The following is a 13,165-nucleotide window of genomic DNA, read 5'->3' on the forward strand; positions in this document are numbered from 1 at the left end:
AAGTAAAAGGGGAGGAAATTCATTTATGATGATCACCAAAAAGTGGGTAACCCTGTTCTGCCTGTCCCTGTTATTGTTCGCTACAGCCTGTTCGGGAGGAGCCACGGATAAGCCAGCTTCTTCTGGCGAAGCAAGTGGAAGTGAAGGAGACTCTTCAGGCAAGATTGAACTGCGCATGACCTGGTGGGGATCACAGACCAGGCATGATCTGACGACCAAAGTCATCCAACTATTTGAAGAGAAACATCCGGGAATCACCATTAAACCTGAATACTCTGGTTGGGATGGTTATTTTGACAAATTAACGACACAGGTAGCCGGTTCAAATGCACCAGATATCATTCAGATGGATTACGCATTTCTGACTGACTTTGCCCGCCGTGGGGCCTTGCTTGATCTGACCCCATTTGCAGAGAGCAAAGAGCTGCGGACAGAGGACCATGATCAGAGCATGATTACAGCCGGTTCGATTGACGATAAATTATATGCGATTACCCTCGGAGTAAACGCACCAGGTGTCATTTATGACGCCACCGTATTTCAGGAATTAGGTATTGAAGAACCGCAAGAGAGCTGGACATGGAAGGATTTTGGGGATATGGCGACCAAGATTGCCGCAGCCAAAGGTGATGGTTTCTATGGATCTGCAGACATTTCCGGTACAACCAACATGTTCGAAGTGTTTATCCGACAATCCGGGAAAGGTTTGTTCGACGGTGGCACAATGACCGCTACCAGCGAAGAGCTTCAGCAATGGTTCGATATGTGGGGCGCACTACGCGAGAATGGTGGAGTGACCACAGCGGAGATCACGGCATCCACCACCAATGCACTGGAGACACGCCCGATCTCACTGGGTACAGCTGCCATGGATTTTGCATGGTCCAATCAATTGCTGACATTCCAGCAGGTGAACAAAAACCAGGATCATAAGCTTGGCATACAGGTGCTCCCGCATGGTGTTAACGAGCAACAAATTGGCGAATACCTGAAACCAGGCCAGTTCCTCTCCGGTTATGGCAAAACGAAACATCCGAAGGAAGTTGCCATGTTCATTGATTTCATGGTCAATGATCCAGAAGCAACCGCTATTCTTGGTTCTGAACGTGGTGTGCCGGTTAACTCAAGCATTCGCGAGCAGATGCAGCCAACGCTGCCGGAAGCGGAACAAGTCATTTTCCAATTTATCGATACCGTATCGAAGCATTCCAGTGAAATTGATCCACCATACCCGCAAGGATTTGCTGAAGTGGACACAAGTTTCAAGAGCGCAAGCGAGCAGATCGCCTTCGGTCAAGGCAATACTCCAGATGTCATTGCTCAGTTTATTGAAGGAGCCAAGGCTACGCTTGGATCGAGTCAATAATAATTGAAACTGTCTCAGACTTCTAATTCTGCGGGGAGGTTGCGAAGATGAACACATCACAGATCAGTCAAGCCCGAATCGAGCGTGTAGCTACCCGGCGGGTCAAACGGAGATATGCGCATAATGGAGCCGCGCTTCTGTTCCTCGCCCCATGGCTTGTCGGATTGTTATTTCTCACCTTAGGTCCAATGTTGGTATCGTTATACATCTCGTTCACCGATTACAGTATCCTGGCCACCCCTTCTTGGGTCGGTCTGGATAACTACACAACGATGTTCACATCGGATAAACTGTTCACCCAGTCGCTCAAAGTCACCTTCACGTATGTCGCTGTATCCGTACCGGTCAAGTTGATCTTTGCGCTGCTTGTAGCGATGTTGCTCAACAAAGGGATTCGAGGGCTTGGTATTTACCGGACCGTGTATTACATTCCGACATTGCTTGGAGGTAGCGTTGCAATTGCAATGTTGTGGCGTAAAATGCTGGGCGGTGACGGGTTACTCAATAGTGTGCTTGCCATGGTAGGTATTAAGGCGCCTGATTGGGTTGCCAATCCGAAGTATGCCCTATATTCCATCGTGCTGTTATCCGTATGGCAATTTGGATCATCGATGATTATTTTCCTGGCAGGCTTGAAGCAGATTCCACCTGAATATGATGAAGCCTCAGCGGTAGATGGTGCAGGCCCTCTGCGGAGATTCTTCTATATAACGTTGCCGATTCTGTCACCCGTCATCTTTTTCAATCTCGTGATGCAACTGATTACGTCCTTTCAATCGTTCACACAGGCTTTTGTCATCAGTAATGGTAGCGGAGGACCAGTGAATTCAACCTTAATGTACTCTCTGTATCTGTACAAAAAAGGATTCTCATTCTTTCAGATGGGTTATGCTTCCGCGATGGCCTGGGTGCTGGTCATCCTGATTGGCGTATTTACATTGCTCGTATTCCGCAGCAGCAAGCTGTGGGTGCATTATGAGGATGGTGGGAAATCATGATTGGACAACGAAACTCTACAGCATGGGTCGTCAGCAAACATGTGTTGATCTCAGGCATCGCCTTTGTCATGCTCTACCCGATCCTCTGGATGCTGGGGAGCTCATTCAAACCGGGACATATGATCTTTACAGAGACCTGGTTCTGGCCACAGGAATGGAATTGGCAAAATTACATGAATGGCTGGTCTGGAATTCAGGGGAATCCATTCTCCCGGTTCCTGACCAACTCTGTCATCCTGTCGCTTGGTGCCGTGCTGGGCAATGTCATCTCCTGCTCTATGGCGGCATATGCCTTCGCGCGACTGAATTTTCGATTCAAAGCCATCTGTTTCGGCCTGATGCTCATGACGATTATGCTGCCGCATCATGTAACGCTGATCCCGCAGTATATTCTCTTCAACCACCTGGAGTGGGTGAACACGTATCTTCCGCTTGTGGTGCCAAAATGGCTGGCGACCGATGCCTTCTTCATTTTTCTCATGGTACAGTTCTTCCGGGGATTGCCCAAAGAGCTGGATGAGGCGGCAACTATTGATGGATGCGGTCCTGTGAAAATATACACCAAAATCATCATTCCACTTGCTTTTCCAGCGCTGGTTACCACGATGATCTTTACGTTCTTGTGGACATGGGACGACTTCTTCAGTCAGTTGATCTACTTGAGTGATGTTAGCAAATACACCGTGCCGCTAGGTCTGCGTCTGTTCCTTGATTCGAGTTCTCAATCCGATTGGGGTCCGATGTTTGCCATGTCGGTGTTGTCATTGGTGCCATGTTTCATTGTATTTATCGTGTGTCAAAAGTACTTCGTGGAAGGAATCGCGACCTCTGGGCTCAAAGGGTAATTCCAAGACGAAACGAGTTGATTTTTCCATGGGGAAAGGAAGCTGGTCTTCATTCATTAATCAAAAGCTGCAACAAAGCAAGCTCTCCACGTTGATGGTGACTTGCTTTATTGCGTTTAACCTGTTGCTCGTCTCGGTTGTTGTCTGGCTGGCATATCAGTCTTTCTCCGCGGTCACATTTGCCGAGATTAGCAAAGCACGTCTGGCTCTTCTGAACGAGAGCACACGTCGGGGATTTGATTTCATCACAGGGGTAACAGGAACCGCCTACGGTTTGGCAAGCAATCGGGAACTGTCCAATCTGCTCGAAACGGCCGATACGGGCAGGCTTGCACAGATTCACCAACGGAGAGAGGTCTCTCGAATCCTGGATCATACCATGGTCGTGAGTGAAGGCATCACCTCCATCGAACTGTATACGGATGTCTTTAATGAAGTGACAGTGACGATGGCTGATCGCATATTTCCTGTGGACACCATCACACACGACTCTTGGTTTGCAACGCTGGAAAAGGCTGATGCGGCTTGGGTGCCGCTGCGTGAGAACGAATCTGGCCAATCTTTGGTCGGATATGCCCAACGGATTTTCGACAGTCATGGCGGAACGGTTGCCTATGTGCTCATTCGGCTGAGTAGAGAGGACATTGTACGCAGGTTTGCTGATGTACCCATGGTGCTTGATGGAAAAGTCCTGTTGGTAGATACGGCTGGTAATGTCGTAATGGAGATGGGGAAAGCTGATCCAGCAGGGGAGAATGTACAATCCGATCATGCTGAAGGTGATACATTGGAACAACAGGAACGAGCGAATAGAAGTAATGAAGTGAGTACAGTTCCAGAAACGGGTGATGCCTTAAACGCATCTTCTTCTATTATAGATAGTGCATGGATTCAGGAACATGTCCAGCCTGGCGCAGACGGATACGAAGTCGTTTCCGGCCAATCCGGAGGTGCCCAATTGGTGCTCTACTCCAGACCAGCCATGCTTCAGTGGCGCCTCGTACAGACTATTCCGGTGTACACACTGTTATCTCCGGTCAGGCATGCGGGCTGGCAGATTCTCGGCATTGCCATACTGGGACTATTATGCTCCGCTGTGCTTGCGTACCTGTTCGTAAGGCAGATTATCCGCCCACTGAGACAATTGATCAAGCGAATGAGACAACTGGAGAAAGGGGACTTCGATACCCGGGTGCAACTTTCGTTTACGGAGGAGTACGCCCACTTGGCTTATGGCTTTAATCATATGGCTTCACAACTCACAACGCTGATGGAACAGGTGAAGGAGGAGAGCCGGGCCAAGCGTGAAGCCCAGACGGGCTTGCTTGAGGCCCAGATCAAACCCCATTTTCTATACAATACCCTCGACATGATCCACTGGCGCGCACTCGATTATGAAGCCAAGGATATCAGTCGCATGATTGTGCAGCTTAGCAAGCTGTTACGGATCGGACTGAGTGGAGGGAGGTTGTTTATTCGGGTTCGAGATGAGTTGGAGCATGCCCGTTGCTACGTTAATATACAGTCAGAGCGGCTACCGTTCTCCATTCAATATCAGGAGCAGATCGATCCGCGTATTCGCGGTTGTCACATTCCCAAGATCATTCTGCAGCCCTTTATCGAAAATACCGTTATGCACGGGCATCCTGAAGAGGGGACACTTCGAATTCAAGTGCATATGCACGAAGAGGTTGGCCCGCATGAGGATATCGTCATTCGCATTACGGATAATGGGCAAGGTTTGCCGGAGGGATGGAAACTCGAAGAGACATATGGCATCGGTGTACGGAATGTGCATCAACGGATTCAGTTGTATTGCGGGAAGAGGTATGGCGTTCAACTGAACAATAGAGAATCAGGTGGCGTGGAAGTAACCATTACGCTGCCGCGTATTGAGACCGACGAGCAATTAAATCTATGGCTGGACGGTGAAAAATGATGAAGACCATTATGCTTGTTGATGACGATCCTCATATTGTAAAGGCATTAACAGATCATATCGACTGGCCTTCTCTGGGCCTCAGCATTGCAGGCACTGCTTCAAATGGCTTGGATGCGTTGGAGCTGTTTCACCGTATGCATCCGGATGTCGTTATGACTGATGTCTATCTACCTGGGATGACGGGGCTTGAGATCACCCAGACGTTGCGACGTGATCATCCCCACCTGCCGATTATCATTCTTAGTGGATATGACGAATTCGAGAACGCCCGGGCAGCTATGCGCTGGGGGGTGAATCACTTTTTGCTGAAGCCGGCGGAGGTTGAGGAGATTGAGTCTGTGTTGCGGGAGGTGCTACTGGAACAAGATGTGCGAGAGCGGCATGAGCGGCTGGAGCGGACGTATAAGCAGGAGGTCGGACGGGTACTTCCGTATTTGCGCAAACAATTTCTTCACGAACTGCTGACTACACGGTATCGGGCAGATGAACTGCCTAAAGAACGCATGGACTATATAGGCATTCATATGTCCTCACAGACACGCGCCATTAGTCTGCAGCTGAATCGCCCCGTATTTTTGACACGGATGAAAGAACGGGATTGGCAGCTTCTCCGCTATGGGGCGGCTGATATTATTCAGGAGACGGTGAAGGAACAGGCGGCGCGCATGAATGGTCAGGTAGAGATTGTTGATTATTCGGATCAGGTATTTGTGTTGCTTCTATTAGGAGATAAAGATCTATTGGAGGAATGTCTGCCACTCATAGAGCGGATGATCGATCAGATCTTTACGTATCTGAAAATTGAAGTGAGTGCTGGAATCGGAAGATCCAAAAGTCACCCATGTGAGGCGATAGATTCTTATCTCGAGAGCAGGGAAGCGGTGGAAACAGCAGAGTTTCAGGGTGGAAGTCGTATCTACCACTACGAGGCATCTGAGGATACAGAAGCAAGTGTGACCGATTACTCATTATTGCTTCGTCAATGGAATGAGGCTTGGGCGGATATTCGACCTGATCTGGCGGAAGAGCTATGGCAGGACATTCACCTTTTGCTGAGAGAGGGGAACTGTGTTGGGATACAGGATGTACAGGTGGTGGCCGTCAGTCTGTTTGACACGTTGATTCATAGCTGGAACCGACTTCATCCCATGTTAACACCGCCACTGGCGATGAGTGATTTTTTGCGTGAAATTCAATCGAAGTATGCGTTGCATGATCTGGTAAGCTGGATGGACCGTATTATCTGCAACTGGTTAGAACAGATACGCAAGGAGATGGGCGAGAAAAAAAGCAATAAACTTATCGAGCAGGTGAAACAGTATGTGGAGCTGCATTACACCGAAGAGATTAGTTTTGAAGCGATAGCCAAGGGACTATTCGTACATCCGAAGTATTTGAGTCAACTGTTCAAAAGGGTGACGGGCGAGAATTTCGTGAGTTATTTGAACGGGTACCGAATTCAGAGAGCGTTGGAACTGTTGCAGTCGGGTCATTACATGGTATATGAGGTGAGCGAGATGACGGGGTTCCGTAATGCGACGTATTTCAGTCAGGTGTTCAAAATGCTTACGGGCAAGAGTCCGTCTGAGGTGGGGTAAAGCGATACAGGTAAAGTATTTTAAATAAAGTGGAAGAGGCGGAATGGTTCTTATGATTATCGATCAGCAGGAATATTACATTAAAGGCTTATCTTACTCAATTAGATCGGCAGAGGAAAGAGATGCTGAGGCCTTGTCTTCACTTCGTGTACAAATGGACGGGAAACCGAGAACATGGATCGTGAAGATGGTGAGGCGTATATCGACGCAGCCGGGTTTAGGCGGATCATCCATAAGGACACGGAGAAGTCACGGCATCTGTTCCTTGTTGCTGTAGTAGCGGGCGAGATTGTGGGGTATTCCCGATGTGAAGGCATAGAGTTGAAGCGCTTTTGGCATAAGGTTGAGTTCGGCGTGTGTGTAGCCAGAGCGTACTGGGGACATGGGATTGGCAAGAACTTGTTAGTGCAGTCGATAGAATGGGCAGACCAGACTGGTGTAGAAAAGATGACATTGAACGTACTGGCATCCAACGAAAAGGCAATTGAGTTATACCAAATGAGTGGCTTCGAGATCGAAGGTATCCTGAAAAAGGATCGGCGACACGCGGATGGACAGTATCACGACACGATAGTGATGGGCAGGTTTAAAGACTAATAATTAAAAAGTGAAGATCACAATCTATATAAGCCTGCAGCCTATGGAGTTCGAATATTAGATTCGGTGTCGAGATAATAGAAAGCAGTATCATTGAATAGAGGTATTGTGTTTCATATTTTATAGAACAAAGTAATGATGCTGATTGAGTCTGTTCACAACCTATATTGAGATAGATTAGACCGGTGAGTGTATATAGGGTATAGTATGAGGATATCGCCATTGGAAAAAGAAATTATGAAGAGATTGAATCATATATATCTAATTTGCCTATGGGATATTTTACAAGTAGTAATTGTGTTGTGTATATGATATATTCTATTTCCGGCCAAAAAAACACGAGAAACAAAGTGCCGCAGGCAAAACAAATAAGCTTCGAAAGAAACTTAAAAAAAGAGCTTGCTAAGTTGGATCGGAAGTGTTATGATATAAAAGTTGCTGAGGAGAACAACACTCGGTAACGAAACAAGTTTGATCTTTGAAAACTGAACAACGAGTGAGTAAACATTCTGCTTGCAGAATGAACGCGAAAGTTCGAAACAAGCCTTGGTTTGAATCGACTGGAGCACAAATGAGATTTTTAATCTCGTCAGATTCAAAATGAGCTTATCGCTCTTTTCAATACTTTATTGGAGAGTTTGATCCTGGCTCAGGACGAACGCTGGCGGCATGCCTAATACATGCAAGTCGAGCGGACTTGAAGAGAAGCTTGCTTCTCTGATAGTTAGCGGCGGACGGGTGAGTAACACGTAGGCAACCTGCCCTCAAGTTTGGGACAACTACCGGAAACGGTAGCTAATACCGAATAATTGTTTTCTTCGCCTGAAGGAAACTGGAAAGACGGAGCAATCTGTCACTTGGGGATGGGCCTGCGGCGCATTAGCTAGTTGGTGGGGTAACGGCTCACCAAGGCGACGATGCGTAGCCGACCTGAGAGGGTGATCGGCCACACTGGGACTGAGACACGGCCCAGACTCCTACGGGAGGCAGCAGTAGGGAATCTTCCGCAATGGGCGAAAGCCTGACGGAGCAATGCCGCGTGAGTGATGAAGGTTTTCGGATCGTAAAGCTCTGTTGCCAGGGAAGAACGCTTGGGAGAGTAACTGCTCTCAAGGTGACGGTACCTGAGAAGAAAGCCCCGGCTAACTACGTGCCAGCAGCCGCGGTAATACGTAGGGGGCAAGCGTTGTCCGGAATTATTGGGCGTAAAGCGCGCGCAGGCGGTCATTTAAGTCTGGTGTTTAATCCCGGGGCTCAACCCCGGATCGCACTGGAAACTGGGTGACTTGAGTGCAGAAGAGGAGAGTGGAATTCCACGTGTAGCGGTGAAATGCGTAGATATGTGGAGGAACACCAGTGGCGAAGGCGACTCTCTGGGCTGTAACTGACGCTGAGGCGCGAAAGCGTGGGGAGCAAACAGGATTAGATACCCTGGTAGTCCACGCCGTAAACGATGAGTGCTAGGTGTTAGGGGTTTCGATACCCTTGGTGCCGAAGTTAACACATTAAGCACTCCGCCTGGGGAGTACGGTCGCAAGACTGAAACTCAAAGGAATTGACGGGGACCCGCACAAGCAGTGGAGTATGTGGTTTAATTCGAAGCAACGCGAAGAACCTTACCAGGTCTTGACATCCCTCTGACCGGTACAGAGATGTACCTTTCCTTCGGGACAGAGGAGACAGGTGGTGCATGGTTGTCGTCAGCTCGTGTCGTGAGATGTTGGGTTAAGTCCCGCAACGAGCGCAACCCTTGATCTTAGTTGCCAGCATTTCGGATGGGCACTCTAAGGTGACTGCCGGTGACAAACCGGAGGAAGGTGGGGATGACGTCAAATCATCATGCCCCTTATGACCTGGGCTACACACGTACTACAATGGCCGGTACAACGGGCTGTGAAGCCGCGAGGTGGAACGAATCCTAAAAAGCCGGTCTCAGTTCGGATTGCAGGCTGCAACTCGCCTGCATGAAGTCGGAATTGCTAGTAATCGCGGATCAGCATGCCGCGGTGAATACGTTCCCGGGTCTTGTACACACCGCCCGTCACACCACGAGAGTTTATAACACCCGAAGTCGGTGGGGTAACCGCAAGGAGCCAGCCGCCGAAGGTGGGATAGATGATTGGGGTGAAGTCGTAACAAGGTAGCCGTATCGGAAGGTGCGGCTGGATCACCTCCTTTCTATGGAGAATCGTTTCCTGCAACGGAAACATTCAAATATAAGTCTTCAGGAAGCATGCTTCCGAAGCGAGCTTTACTTCGTAAAGCTTTTAACTCACTCGTTGCTCAGTTTTGAGAGCTCAAACTCTCAAAAAGCTTGCTTTTGCATGGAGCTTGTTCTTTGAAAACTAGATATCGAAACGAAAGTAAATGCGAATTAGAACATTCCTTTAAGCTGAACTTGTGCAAACAAGTGAAGTGTTTATAAGGTAGATAATTGCTTTTGCGATGGTATCGAGTGGGAGCGACTTTTGGCTTTGGACGTAGTCCAAAACAAGGGAAGCGAGCGATCGAAACCGGAGCAATTTGGTTAAGCTACTAAGAGCACACGGAGGATGCCTAGGCGCTAGGAGCCGATGAAGGACGTGGCGAACAACGAAACTGCCTCGGGGAGCTGTAAGCAAGCTTTGATCCGGGGGTGTCCGAATGGGGAAACCCAGCTGGGGTAATTTCCAGTTACTCATAACTGAATACATAGGTTATGTAGAGGCATACCAGGGGAACTGAAACATCTAAGTACCCTGAGGAAGAGAAAACAATAGTGATTCCGTCAGTAGCGGCGAGCGAACGCGGAGAAGCCCAAACCAGAGAGCTTGCTCTTTGGGGTTGTGGGACGTCTCACATGGAGTTACAAAGGAACCGGTTAAGCGAAGAGGTCTGGAAAGGCCCGCCAAAGAAGGTAAAAGCCCTGTAGTTGAAAGTCTGTTCCCTCCGAGACGGATCCCGAGTAGTGCGGGGCACGTGAAACCCCGTATGAATCCGGCAGGACCATCTGCCAAGGCTAAATACTTCCTAGCGACCGATAGTGAAGCAGTACCGTGAGGGAAAGGTGAAAAGCACCCCGGAAGGGGAGTGAAATAGAACCTGAAACCGTGTGCTTACAAAAAGTCAGAGCCCGTTTTAGGGGTGATGGCGTGCCTTTTGTAGAATGAACCGGCGAGTTACGTTCCCGTGCAAGGTTAAGGTGAAGAGCCGGAGCCGCAGCGAAAGCGAGTCTGAATAGGGCGATGTAGTACGTGGACGTAGACCCGAAACCGGGTGATCTACCCCTGTCCAGGGTGAAGGTGCGGTAACACGCACTGGAGGCCCGAACCCACGCACGTTGAAAAGTGCGGGGATGAGGTGGGGGTAGCGGAGAAATTCCAATCGAACTCGGAGATAGCTGGTTCTCCCCGAAATAGCTTTAGGGCTAGCCTCGGAAAACAGAGTCGTGGAGGTAGAGCACTGATTGGGTGCGGGGCCCGCAAGGGTTACCAAGCTCAGTCAAACTCCGAATGCCATAGACTTACTTCCGGGAGTCAGACAGTGAGTGCTAAGATCCATTGTCAAAAGGGAAACAGCCCAGACCATCAGCTAAGGTCCCCAAGTGTGTGTTAAGTGGGAAAGGATGTGGAGTTGCACAGACAACCAGGATGTTGGCTTAGAAGCAGCCACCATTGAAAGAGTGCGTAATAGCTCACTGGTCGAGTGACTCTGCGCCGAAAATGTAACGGGGCTAAACACACCACCGAAGCTATGGCTTGATGCTTTGCATCAGGGGTAGGGGAGCGTTGTATAAGGGTTGAAGGTGTACCGTAAGGAGCGCTGGACATTATACAAGTGAGAATGCCGGTATGAGTAACGAAAAGATCAGTGAGAATCTGATCCGCCGAAAGCCTAAGGGTTCCTGAGGAAGGCTCGTCCGCTCAGGGTAAGTCGGGACCTAAGGCGAGGCCGAAAGGCGTAGTCGAAGGACAACAGGTCGAAATTCCTGTACCACCGTAAGCCGTTATGAGCAATGGGGGGACGCAGTAGGGTAGTGACGCGGACTGATGGATGTCCGTCTAAGCAGTGAGGCTGATGTGTAGGCAAATCCGCACATCGTAAGGCTGAGCTGTGATGGGGAGCGAAAATTGTAGTAGCGAAGGTCATGATCTCACACTGCCAAGAAAAGCCTCTAGCCAGGTGAAGGTGCCCGTACCGCAAACCGACACAGGTAGGCGAGAAGAGTATTCTAAGGCGCGCGGAAGAACTCTCGTTAAGGAACTCGGCAAAATGACCCCGTAACTTCGGGAGAAGGGGTGCCCCGGTAGTGTGAATAGCACGAGGGGGCCGCAGTGAAAAGGCCCAAGCGACTGTTTAGCAAAAACACAGGTCTGTGCGAAGCCGTAAGGCGAAGTATACGGGCTGACGCCTGCCCGGTGCTGGAAGGTTAAGGGGAGTGGTTAGGAGCAATCCGAAGCTGTGAACCGAAGCCCCAGTAAACGGCGGCCGTAACTATAACGGTCCTAAGGTAGCGAAATTCCTTGTCAGGTAAATTCTGACCCGCACGAATGGCGTAACGACTTGGGCGCTGTCTCAACGAGAGATCCGGTGAAATTTTAATACCTGTGAAGATGCAGGTTACCCGCGACAAGACGGAAAGACCCCATGGAGCTTTACTGCAGCTTGATATTGAATTTGGGTACGATCTGTACAGGATAGGTGGGAGCCTTTGAAGCAGGAGCGCAAGCTTCTGTGGAGGCAACGTTGGGATACCACCCTGATCGTATCTAGGTTCTAACCTGGTACCGTAATCCGGTGCGGGGACAGTGTCAGGTGGGCAGTTTGACTGGGGCGGTCGCCTCCTAAAGAGTAACGGAGGCGCCCAAAGGTTCCCTCAGAATGGTTGGAAATCATTCGAAGAGTGCAAAGGCATAAGGGAGCTTGACTGCGAGACCTACAAGTCGAGCAGGGACGAAAGTCGGGCTTAGTGATCCGGTGGTACCGCATGGAAGGGCCATCGCTCAACGGATAAAAGCTACCCTGGGGATAACAGGCTTATCTCCCCCAAGAGTCCACATCGACGGGGAGGTTTGGCACCTCGATGTCGGCTCATCGCATCCTGGGGCTGAAGTAGGTCCCAAGGGTTGGGCTGTTCGCCCATTAAAGCGGTACGCGAGCTGGGTTCAGAACGTCGTGAGACAGTTCGGTCCCTATCTGTCGTGGGCGTAGGAAATTTGAGAGGAGCTGTCCTTAGTACGAGAGGACCGGGATGGACGTACCGCTGGTGTACCAGTTGTTCCGCCAGGAGCACCGCTGGGTAGCTATGTACGGACGGGATAAACGCTGAAAGCATCTAAGCGTGAAGCCCCCCTCAAGATGAGATTTCCCAGTATGTAAGACCCCTTGAAGACGACGAGGTAGATAGGCTGGGGGTGGAAGTGCAGCAATGCATGGAGCTGACCAGTACTAATCGGTCGAGGGCTTATCCAATTTGCAAGTGATAGTTCGCACACTTTCGTTTCGAATCTAGTTTTCAGAGAACGATCTCTGAATATGCGCTGAACCATTCATCCACACAGCCGTGTAGGACCGAATGGAACGCGAACGCATTTGTTACACAAATGCTCGTTTGGTGGCGATGGCGGAGGGGTTCCACACGTACCCATCCCGAACACGACCGTTAAGCCCTCTAGCGCCGATGGTACTTGGACCGCAGGGTCCTGGGAGAGTAGGACGCCGCCAAGCGAAACCCCATTGGGGTATTTTTTTTCGAAAATTGATAAGGGCCCTTAGCTCAGTTGGTTAGAGCGCACCTCTGATAAGGGTGAGGCCGGTGGTTCGAGTCCACCAGGGCCCAT

5 protein-coding genes, 1 tRNA gene, 3 rRNA genes and 1 pseudogene are annotated in these 13,165 nt (G+C 49.8%); all 10 read left to right on the top strand.

Going from position 1 to position 13,165, the window contains the following annotated elements; genetic code table 11:
* The first annotated feature begins 25 nt into the window (after positions 1–25).
* The 10 genes and pseudogenes from NKT06_RS01385 (at position 26) to NKT06_RS01430 (ending at position 13,164) form a co-directional block, all read left to right on the top strand.
* Positions 26–1,366: an ABC transporter substrate-binding protein gene (locus NKT06_RS01385; protein ID WP_253429208.1), complete on the top strand. Its 1,341-nt coding sequence runs from the start codon at positions 26–28 to the stop codon at positions 1,364–1,366.
* Between the two features lie 47 nt (positions 1,367–1,413).
* The gene (locus tag NKT06_RS01390; protein WP_253429210.1) at positions 1,414–2,364 is read left to right on the top strand and encodes a carbohydrate ABC transporter permease; all 951 of its coding nucleotides are present in this window, start codon (positions 1,414–1,416) and stop codon (positions 2,362–2,364) included.
* A complete protein-coding gene (locus NKT06_RS01395) occupies positions 2,361–3,209 on the top strand; it encodes a carbohydrate ABC transporter permease (RefSeq protein WP_036616400.1) in 849 nt (282 codons plus the stop codon). The genes NKT06_RS01390 and NKT06_RS01395 overlap by 4 nt, the downstream gene beginning before the upstream one ends.
* A gap of 28 nt (positions 3,210–3,237) precedes the next feature.
* A complete protein-coding gene (locus NKT06_RS01400; RefSeq protein WP_253429212.1) occupies positions 3,238–5,148 on the top strand; it encodes a cache domain-containing sensor histidine kinase in 1,911 nt (636 codons plus the stop codon).
* On the top strand, positions 5,145–6,749 hold the full coding sequence (locus NKT06_RS01405; protein WP_253429214.1) for a response regulator: 1,605 nt from the start codon (positions 5,145–5,147) through the stop codon (positions 6,747–6,749). The genes NKT06_RS01400 and NKT06_RS01405 overlap by 4 nt, the downstream gene beginning before the upstream one ends.
* A 52-nt stretch (positions 6,750–6,801) precedes the next feature.
* Positions 6,802–7,346 (top strand): annotated as a pseudogene (locus NKT06_RS01410) (GNAT family N-acetyltransferase).
* A 626-nt stretch (positions 7,347–7,972) separates the two neighbouring features.
* Positions 7,973–9,524, top strand: a 16S ribosomal RNA gene (locus tag NKT06_RS01415).
* 347 nt (positions 9,525–9,871) lie between these two features.
* Positions 9,872–12,797, top strand: a 23S ribosomal RNA gene (locus NKT06_RS01420).
* Positions 12,798–12,935: 138 nt separating this feature from the next.
* Positions 12,936–13,052: ribosomal RNA gene (gene rrf, locus NKT06_RS01425) — 5S ribosomal RNA — on the top strand.
* Together the 16S, 23S and 5S rRNA genes with 1 tRNA gene alongside form the textbook arrangement of a ribosomal RNA operon.
* 38 nt (positions 13,053–13,090) lie before the next feature.
* Positions 13,091–13,164: transfer RNA gene (locus NKT06_RS01430), tRNA-Ile, on the top strand.
* Position 13,165: the final 1 nt, after the last annotated feature.

This window comes from Paenibacillus sp. 1781tsa1 (assembly GCF_024159265.1).
Lineage (GTDB): Bacteria > Bacillota > Bacilli > Paenibacillales > Paenibacillaceae > Paenibacillus.

Bases quoted from the DNA above. Each gene is read 5' to 3' on its own strand.
- NKT06_RS01390 (WP_253429210.1), top strand. From the start codon at position 1,414: ATGAACACATCACAGATCAGTCAAGCCCGAATCGAGCGTGTAGCTACC.
- NKT06_RS01395 (WP_036616400.1), top strand. From the start codon at position 2,361: ATGATTGGACAACGAAACTCTACAGCATGGGTCGTCAGCAAACATGTG.
- NKT06_RS01385 (WP_253429208.1), top strand. From the start codon at position 26: ATGATGATCACCAAAAAGTGGGTAACCCTGTTCTGCCTGTCCCTGTTA.
- NKT06_RS01405 (WP_253429214.1), top strand. From the start codon at position 5,145: ATGATGAAGACCATTATGCTTGTTGATGACGATCCTCATATTGTAAAG.
- NKT06_RS01400 (WP_253429212.1), top strand. From the start codon at position 3,238: ATGGGGAAAGGAAGCTGGTCTTCATTCATTAATCAAAAGCTGCAACAA.